Below are 16,835 nucleotides of genomic sequence, written 5' to 3' on the forward strand. Positions count from 1 at the left end.
TTAAGTATGATGTGTAGTCAATTTGATGGTTTTGATCTCATACGGCAAGAATGGAAGGGTTAACCTTCCTTCCGCGATATCCAGTTGTTCGAGTTCTTCTTCCAAGGCGTTGGATAAATGGATGCTCTCATAAGGATAAGGCCAGCTCAGTGCAGCTTCGCCTCTGCCCCCGGCGGATTCATACATCCGAAGGATATACCCTGAACCGTCTTCTGCCGGTTTAACCGTATCCAGAATGACATGGTGGCTCTCGAACGGAATAAACGATTGAACAGCAGGCCGAGAACCTTTATTCGAGCTTGTTCTTACGCATGGAAGCTCATGATTAAGCTCGGCTGCTTTACGGACGATTCCGGCGCTTCTCCAGTCTCCGTTATGCGGATACAGGGAATACGTGAACTCATGCTCTCCCAAATCCGCCGTGACATCCGGCCATTTCGGCGCGCGCAGCAGCGACAACCGGATGGTGCTATCCTGAATGTCATACCCGTACTTGCAGTCGTTGATAAGGCTGACGCCGTATCCATGCTCCGACACATCCGCGAAACGGTGGCCGCAGACTTCATATTGCGCCTGCTCCCAGCTTGTATTGCGATGGGTCGGTCTCTCGATGGTTCCGAACGGAATCTCATAAGTAGCCTTATCGGCAACGACCCCGATCGGGAAGCCGACTTTCAGCAGTTTATGTGATTCATTCCAACTGACAAACGTCTTGAAGTCGATCCGCCGGTCATGATGATAAAAAATCATGTCCTGCATGATCTCCGAGTTATGGATGCGCCATCGGAAACGCAGCACATCCTGTACCTCACCCGCATGCACCAGCTTCTTCTCGATCAGCTCCGCCTCTCCGGCCAATTGCTCCTCGTAACGGGTATCGATATCCCATGCGTCCCACAGCGTCGGACGGTCATGGAAGAAGTGGAAGCGGTTCGCGGCTTCGCCCGGCTTGACCACTTCCCGATGAGCCTCTTTATCCCACAGGCTCGTGATTTCGCCGCGCTCATTGAAGCTGACCTTATAAAAATCCGTTTCCCAGGAATCTGCGAATACTGTAGTAGAATTCTCCGCCACCGCTTTGTTTCCTGCCGGCTGCTTTAACCAAATGGTCTTGTATCCCAAAGCCGAGATGCCTTGAACATGAACATTCAAGCGGTGAGAGACTTTACCGTTCTCTTCGGTTTGGGCATCGTACTGCAGCAGCGCTCCATCTGAATCATACGGGGCGAGTCCCTGCTCTCCTTCAATCGAAATGACGGCATCTCTGCTCCATCCAAGTCCGTTGAAGATGACATACGGAATGCCTTCCCCTTCTGTATCGACCTGATCCGCCAATACCTGAAGCCCAACATGGAGGCTGTGGTTTCCTTTTTGGAACACCTCTGCGTATTCCTTCTCAGAGGTGACGTAAGACTCCGTAATGGCAGAGCCCGGAATAATATCATGAAATTGATTCAGCAAAATCAACTTCCAGCCGTCATGCAGCTCGCTCATAATTGCCTGCCGCTTCTCATTGTCCATCGACGGAAATGCCACCGAATTCCATAGCTCCGCCTCGCGGTACAGGATTTCTGCTTTCCGGTTATGACGCTTGTTCCGCGCATGCGTTGTATAGGTACCGCGATGAAGCTCAAGGTATAAGTCCCCGCGCCATTTCGGCAGCTTCGGCTGTGTTTCCTCGATCCCGCCGAAAAACTCGGCAGCCGTGCTGTACTTGCTGGCCGGTTGACCCACCATAAGCTCGGCACGGTCGATATATTCCAACATTTCGCGGGTTACGCCGCCTCCGCCGTCACCATGTCCATAAAGCAGCATCTGCTCCGGATGAACGGCTCTTTGGCGGTAGGACTGCCAATGCTCGTGAACATCTTTTGGCAGCGTGTTTTCGTTCACGCCGTGATTGAGATAGGATAACATCGGTGTTCCATCGATCCCAACCCAATGGAACAGGTCGTAAGGAAACACATTCGTATCGTTCCAGCCAAGCTTGGTTGTCATGAAATAACGAATGCCGCCATGCTTCAAGATCTGAGGCAGGGATGCACAGTATCCGAACGTATCCGGCAGCCATTCAATATGAGATGTCAAGCCAAACTCTTCTTGATAGAAGCGTTGCCCATACAGCATTTGACGCATGAGGGACTCCCCGCTCGGAATGTTCAGGTCCGGTTCGACCCACATCCCGCCGACAAGCTCCCAGCGTCCCTCCTTGATTCTGGCCTTCACTCTCTCGTACAGCTCGGGATCGTGATCCTTCAGGAATTGGTACAGCAAAGGCTGGCTCTGCGCGTACTTAAATTCGGGATACTCATTCATCAGCGCATCCATGCTGGAGAAGGTCCGGCTGGTTTTCCGCACGGTTTCCCGGACGGGCCACAGCCAGGCGATGTCGATATGCGACTGACCCACCATATGCTCGGTGCCTTCGGCATGGCCGCCAATGGCAGTAACCGCCTGTTTCAGATCTTGCTCAATCCCGGTTACCTGAGCGCCATCCCGGATGGCGGCGTCATCCAGGCTGACAAAGCGGTCCATCGCCTGATACAGCGCCTCCAATAAACGGATGCGCCGCATATCGCTATCCGGCAGCAGGATAAGCGAATCCCGAATCACGGTTGCGGTGTACATCAGGCTCTGAACCGGAACATTTACGTTGACGAGCATGCTTTGCACCCTAGTAATCGGAGGCTGTATGACAGCCTGCTGATTCAGCGGGTCCACCGGCTCCGGAATCGGATCGTACAACTCGATCTCAAGCTCCATATTCATGCCGGTGCGTTTCGGATCGAGCTTGACGAAAGTATGATTCCGGTCTAATCCCTGATAAGATGCGCCATTAATGCGCAGTAAGCCCTCGCCCCCGGAGTGGAACACAAGTCCGATCGCACCGTCCACCCAGTGCGTGGGCAATTCAAGGTTTCTCCGAAAAAAGTAGGTTGTCCCTTGCGTACTCGGGAACCTGTTGAAAACTTGTCCTTCAGCATAAGGGGCCGTATCTTCGTACACGCCCGGAACCATGTAAGTGGTCCGGGTAATGTTCCAATCTCGAAGCTCCGTCGACTCGAGCCACTGCCGCTCCGACAGTTCGCGTATAAAGCGTCGAATCCGTTCCATTCATTTAACCCTCCTGTACGGTCAGATCTGCACTCAGCGTATCGTTCACGTGTCTGCCTATCATCATACGGAACAGCCCAGGCTCAACCACCTGCTGGTAATCTTGACCGATATATTGAAGCTGTTCCGGACCGACGGTAAATTCCACTTTGCAGCGCTCTCCAGGCTGCAGGAAAATTTTCTGGAAGCCCTTCAGCTCACGCGCCGGTCTCGTATATTTGCTGGCAGCATCGCTTACGTATAATTGTACAACTTCGGAGCCTTCGCGGTCACCGCTATTTGTAACGTTCACAGAAACAACGGCCGTACCGTCTGTTCCGATCACTTCAGGAGTAATCTGAATATCCGAATAACTGAATTCGGTATAGCTAAGCCCGTATCCGAACGGATAACGCGGCTGAGAATCCTCTTCGAGGTAACGCTTACCGCGCGACCGCTTGCCGTTATAGTAAACCGGCAGCTGTCCGACATGCTTCGGTATCGACATCGTCAGTTTGCCGGACGGATTCACATCGCCGAACAAAATGTCCGCTACCGCATGGCCGCCCTCCTGACCCGGATACCACGCTTCAAGGATGGCATCGGCATGCTCGTCGATCCACGGCTCCGCAATTGGCCGGCCGTTGATATACACAACGATCATCCGCTTTCCAAGCTTATGAATCTCTTGGGCCAATTCCAATTGAACGCCAGATAACTGGAGCGTCATCCGGTCGATGCCTTCGCCGCAATCCATGTCACTTAAAGCGTCATCCGTAACCTTTGATGCCCCTGTGCGCAAATCGATCGTGCCTTCGCCAAAGTCGCGTGCGCTGGAACCGCCCAGTACCATGACCACGGTATCGGCCTGATCCGCACAAGCTAATGCCAATTCAAAGCCCTCCCTGGAATCGTCCTTAATGCGGCAGCCCGGAGCATATAATACACGCTTCGCTTCATCCCCCAGTTTCGCACGAATTCCGTCCAGTACGGTGGTCACGCTTGCCGGCGGCTGAGGAGAAGTATAGTCCCCAAGCTGATTGTATCCTTGATCGGCATTAGGTCCAATGACGGCAATCACGCCGCCTTCCTTGGATAACGGCAGGGCCTTTGCTTCGTTCTTAAGGAGAACGATGCCTTCCGCCGCAAGCTGCCTGGCAAGTCCGACATGCTGCTCGCTGCCGATCACTTCCTCGGCTACCTGCGGATCCACATAAGGATTCTCGAACAATCCAAGTTTGAATTTTAACGTCAATACACGGCGTACAGCCTCGTCCAATACGGAGACTTCCAGCTTATTTGACTCGACTGCCTTCAGAAGGTGCTTGCCAAACATCTCGCCCGACATCTCCATATCGATGCCGGCACGAATGGCCTGAACGGCGGCATCCATTCCGTCTTCAGCGGTATCATGGCCGCTCGCCAGCATATCGATGGCACCGCAGTCGGTGATTACCATGCCGTCAAAGCCCCACTCCTTGCGGAGAATGCCGTCAAGGAGCTCGGTATTGACGGTGCACGGCACGCCGTCAATCTCGTTATAGGCCGGCATAATGGATGCAGCTCCCGCTTCCACGGCTTTCTTGAACGGCAGCATGTCCACTTCCATCAGCTCGCGCGTGCCCATATGCACGGGTCCGGCATTTCTTCCGCCTTCGGAGCTGCCATAGCCCACAAAATGCTTCAACGTCGCCGCAACGCTGCTCGGGCTGTCCAGGGACTCGCCTTGAAGGCCTTCGACCGATGCGACCGCATATTCGCTGATCAGGTATGGATCTTCACCGAAACACTCCTCGGTACGTCCCCATCTTGGATCGCGCACGACGTCGAGCACCGGCGAATAGGTGACCGCTCCGCCCTGGCTGCGTGTTTCCAGCGCGACGGCACGGCACATATCGCGGTATAAATCCACGTTCCATGTGCTCCCGATAGACAGCGGCACCGGGAAGACCGTGCCGCCGATGGCCATATGCCCATGCGAGCATTCCTCCCCGATCAGGATCGGAATACCCAGACGCGATTGCTCAATAGCGTAGCGCTGGATGTGATTGACGGCTTCCGCTCCTTCACGCGGAGAAAGACCGGTCTCAAGTGTTACACCGGTCCATGGATCGGCGCGTAGGGTCCCGTAAAGGGATCCGACGCCGCCATTTTTCACTTGCTCTTTAAATGAATCCGTTAAGGTAATCCGGCCTTCATTCACTTCATAGGTCTTCCAGCCGAACGGCTGGATCAGCTGCCCAACCTTTTCCTCCAGGTTCATCAGGCCAAGAAGATGTTCCACTCTTTCCGTAATGGTTTTACTGGAATCTTTATATGTCATCTCATACCCTCCGGTACATGAAGAATTTATTCTTTAACCGCGCCGATGGTCAGACCTTGAATGAAATAGCGCTGGAAGAACGGATAGGCCAGAATAATCGGTCCGGTTGCCAGAACGACCATCGCCATCCGCGAAGTATCCTGCGGCATGCTCTGCAAAGCGGCCATGCTAAGTGATGAATTCTGAGAGTTCTGCAGGATGAACTGCATGCTGGTCTCAATCCGCATGAGCATGGATTGCAGCGGAACCAGGTTCGGATCATCAATGTAGAGCAATGCGTTGAACCAGTCGTTCCAATACCCCAAGGTGCTGAACAACCCGATGGTTGCCAGACCCGGCAGGGATAGCGGCAATACCAGCTTGTAGAAAATTTTAAACTCGCTCGCACCGTCGATTTTACCGGATTCAATGATGGCATCCGGAACGCTGGTGCTGTAGAAGGTTCGAAGAATCATAATATAGAAAGCATTGACCGCCAATGGCAGGATCAAAGCCCAGATCGAATCTTTTAGGCCGAGCAATTGCGTTGCAACGATATAAGTCGGTACCAGACCCCCGTTAAACAGCATCGTGAAAAATGCAAAGAACGAGAAGAAGTTCCGGTATCTGAACCCTTTACGGGAGACAGCATAGGCATACAGCGAAATAATAAACAAACTGATCAGCGTACCCACTACCGTGACAAAAATCGTAACGCCGTAGGAACGAAGAAGCGTATCGCCTGTCTGGAATACATATTTGTAAGCCTCAAGACTCCATTTCTCCGGCCAGATTTGGTATCCGTTACGGGCCAGTGAGCCTTCATCTGTAAATGAAATGATCATAACGAATAGGAACGGAAATACACACAGGAACGCGAAAATACCGGCAATCAGGTTGAATACGACATTCCACCCGGATGAAAGCTGATGGAAATCCTTCATCTTGCTTTTAGATTTGAACACATCACATACCCCCTTCTTGGTAGATTGATCGATTAGAACAATGCGTTATCCTTGTCATATTTACGAACGACATAGTTCGATACCATAACCAGAATAAATCCGACTACCGACTGGTACAGACCCGCAGCAGTACTCATTCCGATCTCGCCTGTTGTTTTCAGACCACGATATACATAGGTATCAATGACGTTCGTTACGGAATACAAGGTTCCCGAATCCCTTGGCACTTGATAGAAGAGACCAAAGTCTGCGTAGAAGATTTTACCGATCGCAAGAAGAGTCAAAATGGTCATCAGCGGTTTCAGCATCGGAAGCGTGATGGCTTTAATCTGCTGCCATTTGTTCGCTCCGTCAATCATGGCCGCTTCGTACAGGGATTTGTCGATCCCCATAATCGCCGCCAGATAAACGACACTGTTATAACCAACGGATTTCCACAAACTGATTAACGTCAGGAATATCGGCCAATACTTGGCTTCGGAATACCACTGAACCGGCTCCATGCCAAACCAGCCCAAAATCTGATTGAGCATCCCTTTATCCATGCTCAGGAAACTGAATGCAAAATAACCTACGATAACCCAAGACAAGAAATACGGCAGAAACATACCGGTTTGATAGACTTTCGCCAATTTCTTATTCACGATTTCAGACAATACGATAGCCAGCGCTACGGATAGAATGAGACCCAAAATGATGAACACGAAATTATAAAGAACGGTGTTGCGCGTAATGATGTAAGCATCGTTGGTACTGAACAGGAATTTAAAGTTTTGGAACCCTACCCATTCACTATTAACGATACTTGCCCAGAACCCGTCACGGCTAAAGCGGTATTCCTTAAATGCAATAATAGTCCCGAACATAGGCAAATATGAGAATAAGAGAAACCACAGGGTCCCCGGCAAAACCATGAACAGCATGGCCTTATTCGTCATAATATTTTTGAAAAACTGTCCGATCGCTCTCACGCTTACCCCTCCTCGTGATGTGCATGAAATGAACAAAAGAAGGGCGGTGAACATCCGCCGCCCCGTCCTTGTTCATGCTGCAGCGGTATCTGCTGTCCTTGGGACTAGAGAACCGCTTCATGCATTGTTATTACTTGCTTGCTTTCCAAGCATCAATTTGGCTTTGTGCTTCAGCGATGATCTTATCCAGACCAGCAGCTTTCAGCTTTTCATTCGCTTTTGGCAGGAACTCTTCAGGATTCACGGTACCTGTCATCAGCGGCGCCCAGAACTCTTCTTTTACGTTGTTGACAGCTGCGAGCTCTGTGGATACTTTGGTTGGATCGAAGTTGAAACCGAGAAGCGGAGCAGCCTGACCGGACTCGTTAAACTTCTTGAACTCTTCCCATTTGTTCTCAGGATCCTCAGGATTCAAGTAAGTCAGCATGACATTACCAAGCGCGAAGGTAGGCATGTCGTAGTTTTTCGATTCTGGCAAGTTTTCCATTACGTTCTCGCTAAGCTTTTTGTAGTGCACGCCTTCGATACCGGAATCAACCAGGTTGCGAAGATATACGTCTGTGTTCAGCAGGTTCAGGAACTCCATGGCTTTCTCAGGGTATTTCGAGTTAGCGGAAATCGCTTGCATCGAACCCATTACCGACCAGTTAAAGATTGTTGCGTCGCCAGCCGGAGTGGATACGACCGGATAGCCGTAGCTTTGGCTCCACAGATTGTCTGCGAACGGCTGCGTTGCCGCACGATCCGTGAACCAGTTTCCGGAAGTCATCAGATCTTGCGTCGAAGTTGTTGTAGCTGCTTCTGGGGAAATGTATCCCGCTTTGTAGTACTTGTTCATCAATTTCAGCATGTCCATCGTTTCCGGCATTTCGAGGAAGTTCACGACTTTCAGCTCTTCCTTGTCATCCAGGTATACGGCCATTGGCATTTTTTCGATGATGTAGTCAAACGGAAGCAATGGACCGAAGTCTTTGCTGATCGCCAAAGGAACAACGTTTGGTTCTTTTTCCTTGATCGTTTTCAGCAGTGGCTCCAAGCTTTCCATCGATTTCACGTTCGAAATATCGAGGTTGTATTTATCAAGCAATGTTTTATTAAAGCGCCATGCTTCTTGAGCAGGAAGCTCTTTGTTTGCCGGAATCGCATAATTGTGACCGTCAACCTTGGAACCTTCCAGGAACGCAGGGTCAATCGCGTCTTTAATGCCTTGTCCATGGCTTTCGATCAGCCCGTCCAATTCCATGAATGCGCCTTTACGTGCATTTTGCACATAGTCAAACGCCCATGAGCTTGTGAACAGGATATCCATCGGTTCGCCGGAAGCTGCCATGACTTGCATCTTCTGGTTGTAATCACCGAAGTCGATCATTTTCATGTCAACGGTTACACCAATCTTCTCAGCCGTGTATTTATTGATTTCTTCTTCAACCTTGTCGACATCCTTTTGAGGTGTTCCGATGGTGTACCAGATCAGCTCAACCGGTTTCTCGGCAGTTCCCCCGCCATCTCCTGCACTCTCTTTATTACCCCCACATGCCGACAACAGCATGGATGCGGACAATAGAAGCGTTAGCGGCAGGAGCCATTTCTTTTTCGATTTACTCATGTTTATCCTCCCTTTTGAATCCTTGTGTCTCTACACTTCTAAGGTTATCCCATGAAAGCAGTTTCACATAGGCGAAAAATTAAAGGTATTATGGTGAAAATAAAGAAAAAAAACTCTGATTAAATCAATCAGAGCATTCCTCGAAAATCCCTCGGCGATACGCCGACAAATTTTTTGAACTGTTTATAGAAATAACCAGTTTCCCAATAACCTACCTTTTTTGCGATATCTTGTACTTTCGTTGAAGAGTTTCGGAGCAGCTCCTTGGCTCTTTCAATCCGGTACCGGTTAATATACTCCGTAAAGTTCTCTCCGGTCTCTTTATGGAACAGATGCCCCAGATAGACGGGATGAATATGATATTGGGCGCCTAACACCTTCAGCGACAAATCCTCGTTATAATGGTGCTGGATATGATGCAGAATCTGCTGGATGACAGGGCTCTTCACGTCATTGTTGAGCGAATCGACCAGCCCGCCGACCCCGTCCTTCACGGCCGTAATCAGATCGTCGATCGATACGGAATCCATAATATCGGTAATCGTATTTTTCACAAAATCAGGGGCTGCAGTATATTGAATATCGTTCAGCTCCAGTTTCAGGCGAATGACCATCTCGACCGCAATGCTCTTGAGTGTTGTCGGTATCATCCCCTGCGTATGGCGAAGCCGGTCAAAATCACTGTCGATCAAATCAAACAGCACCTGCTTGTCCCTTCCGGCGATGCCTTTGGCATATTCGGGCCACTGTACGGAATAGGATTCCGCCGCTTCTCCCTTCTTGGCTTGAACATCAACATAATCCACGTAGGAAGGCTGCTCCAGAACGAGATAGTATTCCTGTGCCTCCTTGGCGTGAAGATAACTGTCCTTATAATTACCGCCGAGGCTTTCCACGCTGCCAAGCGAGATGGACAGCTCCTCTTCATAGCAGTACTCGCGCACCTGCTGTAGGAGCCGGATGGCTCTCGCTTTTTCCGTGTCCGGATCTTTCATCATAAAAATCACCACGTGATCGCCGTCGTTGTCCCGGAAATACAGGACGCCCGGCTCCTGGTCCATTAATTGATACAGACAGCTCTCCAGCGGCGTGAAATCCGCTCTCAGAATAGACGCCATGACGTAAGGCAAATTCAGACTCAGCCCCAGAAGGGTCGCCCGCTCCTCCAGCTCCTCCGGCTCAATCCGGTCCGTGATCCAGCGATATAGGATATTGCTTCGCAATATGTTAATGTCGTACTCGTCCAGTCTCATTTCTCTTCTGGATTTGTTCATTTTATCCGTTGTGCTGGCAATCGTTTCTTCCAATTCCTTCAGATTGATCGGCTTGAGCAAATAATTCTCGATCCCAAGACGCATGCCTTCCTTCAAATAGGCAAAGTCGTCGAATCCGCTCAGGATAATCACCTTCAGATTACGGTTTAATTTTCGTGCGCCTTCGATCAATTCAAGTCCCGTCATCACAGGCATCGATATATCCGTTATGAGAATGTCAACCGGAATGACCGCCATCTTCTCAAGTGCCTGACGACCATTCTCCGCATGACCGACCACCTCAATGCCATATTTCGACCAATCCACGACATCAACCAATCCCTCGATAATGAACGGCTCATCGTCCACGATAAATACCTTATACATCGTTATTCAGCTTCCCTTCTGCCACCGGAAATTTCACTGTCACCGTCGTTCCGTTACCCGGCTCACTCTGGATGTCCATTCCGTACGAACTTCCAAACGTCAGCTTTAATCGCTCATTCACACTCCGCAGACCAAACGATTCTTCACTTGATTCGGCCATGTCCAGCCGCGATTTGATCTCTTCCAGCTGCTCCGGCTCGATCCCTTTCCCGTTATCCTTAATCTCGATCACGACATCATCATCCTGCTGGATCGCGTTAATCGTCAGCCAATTGTCATCCTGATCGCTGCGCAGGCCGTGAACGATATAATTCTCAATCAGCGGCTGCAGCGACATTTTGATCATCGGCACATGTTTGATTTGATCGTCGCAATGCATTTTGTATATATACTTGTCCTTATAGCGAATGCGAAACAGCTCCAGATAGAGCCTGCACGCCTCCAGCTCATCCTTCAGCGTATAATGGGACTTATGCTGTACGATATTCTTGAACAGCATCGACAAGCTGTAGATCATATCGCCGACATCCTGCGCCCCCTGCGAGAGTGCTCTCATTCGAATCACTTCGAGCGTGTTGTATAGAAAATGGGGGTTAATTCTTGCCTGCAGTGCGGACAGCTCCGCATTCTTCTGGTTAATCTCTGCTTTATACACCTTGTCGATATAACGGGTAAGCTCATCCAGCATTTCATTAAAGCTGCCTGCGATTTGCCCTAGCTGATCCTCCTTGGTATCCTGCATCCGGGCAACGAATTCCCCCTTCTCTACCTTGCGCATAAAGCGGATAATGTTATCGGTACGCTTGGAGTAATTGACGATCGTCAGCGAAGGAATGGATACCGCAATCACGATGCACAGCAGGGCAACAATGATGATGGTGTTTTGCAGGCCATGGAAGGACTCAGCAATCTCACGCTTAGGTGTGATTCCAACCACCGTATAACCTGCCTGATTGTGAGCTGCCGTTGTAATATACGATTCTTCATCGAGGGTCACGGTTTCTTTGGAATTCAGCAGCCGGTCAGCATAAGGATACTTCTCGCCGTAATATTTACCGGAGGAGTCAAACATCACGCGGCCGTCACCCGACAAGACCAGTACGGATCCCTTCAAGGGATCGTCCCCGCTGTTCAGGACGGCATCCAGTGCTTCCGTTCGATATAAAATAACCAGCTGCCCCAGATTCTTGTATGTGGTCATATCATTAATCGGGCTCCGGATCGAGAATAACGGCAAATTCACTTCTCCGGCCAGCTTGCGAATCCAGAGATTCGGCAATGTGACGCTCTGGCTTTCGAGCGCCATCACGTCGGGGATGTATGAATGTGTGGCATTCGCCTGATAGAGCCTTGTCATGCTGCCCTGCTTGTATACATACACATACTGTTTCTCCGCGCTGTACAGCATGATATTCTCAATATCCGGGTCATCGTCCAGCCTCTGCTTGAAATAAGCGACCACGCTGTCCGAATTGGACTGCCCGCCGCCCGCGATCCGATCCATTCGCTTGGCCATGTACTCATTAAACGAGTTCATGAGGAAATAGGAAGTGTCAAGGCCTAGAGAACTGTTGCGGTACAAGTCATTTACATAGGACTGCGCATTCTCATATTTTTGATTCAATTGCCGCTCCACCCGCTCTACCGCTCTTCGCTGAATGTCCAGTTCGCTGCGAACGGCCGATTGAAACAAGAAGTAATACATGATGTACGACAAGGAGACAATGGTAACCACCGCAATCAAAGAGATTAACAGCAGCATTTTGGTAAACATATTATTTTTAATATATTTTTGATAAAACCTAGCAGGAGACATTGGTTTCCCCTTCCTGATGTAAACATTGTTAATGCTTATCCTAAATATAACATCGGTTGGCCGTCATCAATGGGTGAAATTTCTACCAAGTCATGAAGGTGTAATTTGCCTATTTTAGGTCAATTTAGGGGCCGGTCTTCGCCCTGATTCATAGCATGAATCATGAAGGAGATGGATTAAGATGCCCCAATACCGCATTATTGTCGATTTATCCGATTTTCAGCTGCATCTGCTGGATGGCGACATCGTGGTACGTACGTTCCCGGTCGCCATTGGAAAAATGGCTACACAGACGCCGCCAGGCAGTTACACCATCGTCAACAAGCAGCCGAATCCCGGAGGACCTTTCGGAGCCTACTGGTTAGGGTTGTCCAAACCCCCTTACGGCATCCATGGCACAAACGACCCTTCATCCATCGGCCGCTCCGTTTCCCATGGCTGCATTCGGATGTACAACGAGGATGTGATGGAGCTGGCCTCCCTCGTGCCCATCCATACCCGGGTCACCATACGAAACTGATAACATAATCTGGTGATTTCAAATCCCCCCAAATTGGTTAAATACAAATGTTACATGGTATCTATGTATTTTACCTATTCGTTGTTATGGAGGGATTTGCCCATGATGCAGAGCAAATATTTCAGGACATGCTTTGGCATAATCGCACTGCTCTTGATCATTTATCTAGGATCCGAAATCAGCTTTTTGTTCCGGCCAATCGTCTCCATGTTCAATATGCTGATCGTTCCCGTCGCGATGGCCGGCTTCTTTTATTATCTGCTCAGGCCGATCGTCGACTACCTGGAGCGGCGGAAAATCAAACGATCCATTGGCGTCCTGATGCTGTATTTCGTATTTGCCGGTCTCTGCGCCATCTTCGGTATCGTGGTGTGGCCGACACTCCGCGAACAGATCGAAAATTTTATCAGCAATACCCCCTTTCTGGTAGAGGGTGTACAGGAACAGATCGACCAGCTGCAGCAGAATCGATTCTGGTCACGCTATATACCAACGGAATCCGAGCTGTCTACCTCACTGACGGAGTACATGAATCGGATTATTACCTGGATCAGCAACTCCATCAATAACCTGATCACCGTTGTATCCAGCGTTGTCGTTATTATTGCTACGATTCCGATCATTCTGTACTACATGCTGAAGGAAGGCAGCAAGCTTCCGCCCAGGCTGCTCAGTGTCCTGCCAAGACGATACCGCCGTGACGGCAGCGAAGTGCTGGGTGAGATCGATACGGCACTCAGCAATTTTATTATCGGCAAAGTGATCCTGAATCTTATACTTAGCATCATGATCTATATCGGATTTCTGATCATCGGGCTGCCCTATTCGCTGCTCTTAACGGTGATCTCCTTCTTCTTGAATTTCATTCCGTATATCGGTGCGCTGCTGGCGACCATTCCTGCCGTCATTATCGGATTTATCGAATCTCCTTCCATCGCGATATGGTCCGTTGTTGTTATTGTCATCGCGCAGCAGATCCAAGATAACATTCTGACACCGGTTATCTACGGGAAACAGCTTGATATTCACCCGTTGACCACGATTGTCCTCATACTTGTAGGCGGCGATTTCTTCGGGCTGCTTGGCATCCTGCTCGCCATTCCAGCCTACATGATCGTCAAAATTATCGTGGTACGGATTTACGAACTGTTCCTTGCCGAAAAAGTAGAGGACGCATAATAAACTCGAGTTACTGGAGACAAACAAATTCCATTTGCAAAAAAAAGGATGTCCCCGCCAACTTCACGATGGCTGCTGGGGACATCCTTTATGTAAAAGAATCACGCATTGCCGCGCAGGGATCGAACCACAAAATCATGCTCGTCCTTGCGCAAAATCATCCCGTTTGACAGGGTAACGGTATCCTCGTCGTGAGAAGTCAGGATGGCCTGTGATGACACCAGTCGATTGTCCCTCCATATCATCACAGAAGATCCAAAATAGACGGCATTATCGAATTGAATGGTATGATTCACGACATAACCGATGGAGTTCAAGGCCGGGTATGCGTTTCTCGGCATAATTCTATGAATAGCTCGAAACGGTATTACAAGCTCACCCGGGCCTAGAATCACTTTTTCCTGAACGGGATCCCACCCTTTCAACACACCTTCAACCGTGCTTTTCGCCCCGTCTAAACGCTGAATGACTACATGACGACCAATCCAATGCTTCATGAAGGTCACCTCTCGCGGATTATTCATCTCCATCGCCCGGTGCGCTCGGGATGTCCCAATTCACCGGATCCATACCCTTTTGCATTAAAAAAGCATTCGATGCTGAAAATGGACGACTACCGAAGAATCCTTTATGTGCTGCAAACGGACTCGGATGACTGGACTCAAGCACCTTGTGCCGGCTTCGGTCTATGAAGGAACCTTTCTTCTGTGCGTAACTTCCCCATAATATAAAAACCATTGGCTGATCACGTTCATTCAGTTTCGTAATGACCGTGTCGGTGAATTTCTCCCACCCGATCCCTTTATGTGAGTTCGGCTCGCCTTCGCGAACCGTAAGCACTGCATTGAGAAGCAGTACTCCTTGATCCGCCCACGATTGTAAGGAGCCGTGATTGGGAATCGAGATTCCCAGATCCGAAGCAAGCTCCTTATGTATATTTCGTAAAGATGGAGGAATCGCAACCCCGGGCGAGACGGAAAAGCTCAGTCCCTGTGCCTGCCTACGACCGTGATACGGGTCTTGTCCCAAAATAACGACTTTGGTTGATTGGTACGATGTTTGCTGAAGAGCCCGAAATATATCTTCCTTGGGGGGATACACCGTGCTTCGCCGGTATTCCTCGTCCACCCGTTCCATCAAATCTTGAAAATAAGGCCTATCCATTTCTCCCTGCAGAATAAGGTCCCAATCATTGTTAAACATCCGCATGTCTCCTCTCTCCTCCTCACACAGGCCAGCATGGAATCATAAAAGAATGCGATTTCTATAATCGGAACACCATTACAACTTCCGTTCATTTTGAATCCAATAACAACACTCATCATGAATTGACCTTGTGTCGATTTAAAAAATAAGCCGGCACCCATACAGGGGCCGACTTATTTTGCATCTTACCAGACGCTGTTATAATGCCGAGGACGGGGGTCGAACCCGTACGGTAGTCACCTACCGCAGGATTTTAAGTCCTGTGCGTCTGCCAATTCCGCCACCCCGGCATATTTATCCGCGCATGTTCCTAGCGTCGTTCACGTTCACTTCCATAGCCTAAGGTACGCGTTGAATTCGCAATAGGTTGCGATCTCATTCCGATATCTAGGTGTGCACATTTCGTCTTAGCGACAAAATTGATAATACCATGTCCAACCATATGATGTCAATATATGAAACTCATAATTTTTCGCATCACCCCCATCTAGGCCTCATTCTCGATTGCTTCGAGCCGCCGCTCTAATTCATCGATTCAAATGCTTCAGTTTGTCATAAAGAATAATTTTACCGTTATCACCAAATGATAAATAGGCTTGCATTGTTATATGCGAAGACTAGAACAGCAGAGAAAAGGATACCGCCCACCATGAAAAAACTCTCAACCATCATATTGTTCGCTATCTCCGCCTCCATTTGCTACCCGAATGTTGTCAACGCCGAGCGTGCGCCATCCACTTCCAAAGGCAGGGGTTATTATGAAGAACGCGGCGAGATTGTATGGGAAGTCCCCACACACAACAAGGTAATTGCCCTTACCTTTGACGATGGCCCGGACGAGCAGAATACCGTTCAAATTCTGGATCTGTTACAGCAATATAACGCCAAGGCCACCTTCTTCGTTGTTGGCAGCCGGGTGGAGAAACACCCTGAGATCGTAGCGCGAGAGCTGCATGAAGGACATGAGATCGGCAATCACTCTTACTCCCATCCTCCCTTTCACAATATTAACGTCAGCAAGTTAACGAGCGAACTGAACCGGACGCAGGATGCAATCTTTCATGCAACCGGCATTCGAACCGCTCTCTTTCGTCCACCCGGAGGCAGCTATAATGAAGCGATTGTTCGAACGAGCAAGGATTTCGGTATGCTGACCGTATTATGGTCATGGCACCAGGACACGCTGGACTGGCGAAAGCCCGGCGTTAACCGGATTGTCAAAAAAGTGCTGGATAATGCTCACAATGGAGACATCGTACTGATGCACGACTTTGTGCCAAGCAGTACACAGACGGTAGAGGCTCTCAAAGTGATTTTACCGGAGCTGCAAAAGAGAGGCTACGAGTTTGTGACCGTTTCGGAGCTGCTCTCCTATCACGAGAAAACGCGTAAGTTCATTGAAGTTAACCATTAATGAAACAGATGCCACGTTCTGCAATAACCGCTGCCTCCTAATGGTAACGGTTATTTTTGAAGCTGCTGGATTCGAAACACACAGTCCAATTTTCTCTTGAACTTATCAATTTCATCTGATAAG

The 16,835-nt window shown here is 49.4% G+C and carries 12 protein-coding genes and 1 tRNA gene; 3 read left to right on the top strand and 10 right to left on the bottom strand.

Going from position 1 to position 16,835, the window contains the following annotated elements; all coding sequences use genetic code 11:
- The 7 genes from ACETK5_RS18535 to ACETK5_RS18565 form a co-directional block, all read right to left on the bottom strand.
- Complete coding sequence (locus ACETK5_RS18535; protein ID WP_100536001.1) at positions 1 to 3,114, bottom strand: alpha-mannosidase; 3,114 nt, start codon at positions 3,112 to 3,114, stop codon at positions 1 to 3.
- A gap of 4 nt (positions 3,115 to 3,118) precedes the next feature.
- Positions 3,119 to 5,416, bottom strand: coding sequence for a glycoside hydrolase family 3 N-terminal domain-containing protein (locus tag ACETK5_RS18540; RefSeq protein WP_100536000.1), 2,298 nt, complete (start codon positions 5,414 to 5,416; stop codon positions 3,119 to 3,121).
- Between the two features lie 26 nt (positions 5,417 to 5,442).
- Positions 5,443 to 6,339 carry a carbohydrate ABC transporter permease gene (locus ACETK5_RS18545; RefSeq protein WP_164817402.1) on the bottom strand — a complete coding sequence of 299 codons (897 nt, stop codon included), beginning with the start codon at positions 6,337 to 6,339 and terminating at the stop codon, positions 5,443 to 5,445.
- 53 nt (positions 6,340 to 6,392) lie between these two features.
- Positions 6,393 to 7,322 (bottom strand): ABC transporter permease, encoded by a 930-nt coding sequence (locus ACETK5_RS18550; protein WP_165789694.1) that lies wholly within the window; start codon positions 7,320 to 7,322, stop codon positions 6,393 to 6,395.
- Positions 7,323 to 7,461: 139 nt separating this feature from the next.
- On the bottom strand, positions 7,462 to 8,937 hold the full coding sequence (locus tag ACETK5_RS18555; RefSeq protein ID WP_100535998.1) for an ABC transporter substrate-binding protein: 1,476 nt from the start codon (positions 8,935 to 8,937) through the stop codon (positions 7,462 to 7,464).
- A gap of 128 nt (positions 8,938 to 9,065) precedes the next feature.
- Positions 9,066 to 10,577, bottom strand: a complete 1,512-nt coding sequence (locus ACETK5_RS18560) for a response regulator transcription factor (RefSeq protein ID WP_100535997.1) — start codon at positions 10,575 to 10,577, stop codon at positions 9,066 to 9,068.
- Entirely contained in the window at positions 10,570 to 12,393 is a 1,824-nt protein-coding gene (locus ACETK5_RS18565; protein WP_100535996.1) for a sensor histidine kinase, read from the bottom strand. The genes ACETK5_RS18560 and ACETK5_RS18565 overlap by 8 nt, the downstream gene beginning before the upstream one ends.
- Positions 12,394 to 12,574: 181 nt before the next feature.
- Here ACETK5_RS18565 and ACETK5_RS18570 point away from each other — a divergent pair, with 181 nt between their 5' ends.
- A complete protein-coding gene (locus ACETK5_RS18570) occupies positions 12,575 to 12,913 on the top strand; it encodes a L,D-transpeptidase (protein WP_394057110.1) in 339 nt (112 codons plus the stop codon).
- A gap of 102 nt (positions 12,914 to 13,015) precedes the next feature.
- On the top strand, positions 13,016 to 14,092 hold the full coding sequence (locus ACETK5_RS18575; protein ID WP_100535994.1) for an AI-2E family transporter: 1,077 nt from the start codon (positions 13,016 to 13,018) through the stop codon (positions 14,090 to 14,092).
- A gap of 101 nt (positions 14,093 to 14,193) precedes the next feature.
- On the opposite strand, the gene ACETK5_RS18580 is transcribed toward ACETK5_RS18575, so the two are convergent.
- The 3 genes from ACETK5_RS18580 to ACETK5_RS18590 form a co-directional block, all read right to left on the bottom strand.
- Complete coding sequence (locus tag ACETK5_RS18580) at positions 14,194 to 14,589, bottom strand: hypothetical protein (RefSeq protein ID WP_100535993.1); 396 nt, start codon at positions 14,587 to 14,589, stop codon at positions 14,194 to 14,196.
- A gap of 19 nt (positions 14,590 to 14,608) precedes the next feature.
- Positions 14,609 to 15,295: a uracil-DNA glycosylase gene (locus tag ACETK5_RS18585; RefSeq protein WP_100539287.1), complete on the bottom strand. Its 687-nt coding sequence runs from the start codon at positions 15,293 to 15,295 to the stop codon at positions 14,609 to 14,611.
- A 207-nt stretch (positions 15,296 to 15,502) separates the two neighbouring features.
- Positions 15,503 to 15,588, bottom strand: a tRNA-Leu gene (locus ACETK5_RS18590).
- A 359-nt stretch (positions 15,589 to 15,947) separates the two neighbouring features.
- Here ACETK5_RS18590 and ACETK5_RS18595 point away from each other — a divergent pair.
- Positions 15,948 to 16,712, top strand: a complete 765-nt coding sequence (locus tag ACETK5_RS18595; RefSeq protein WP_100535992.1) for a polysaccharide deacetylase family protein — start codon at positions 15,948 to 15,950, stop codon at positions 16,710 to 16,712.
- Positions 16,713 to 16,835 lie beyond the last annotated feature (123 nt).

Origin of the sequence: Paenibacillus ilasis (genome assembly GCF_043195395.1) — a bacterium.
Lineage (GTDB): Bacteria > Bacillota > Bacilli > Paenibacillales > Paenibacillaceae > Paenibacillus_AQ > Paenibacillus_AQ lautus.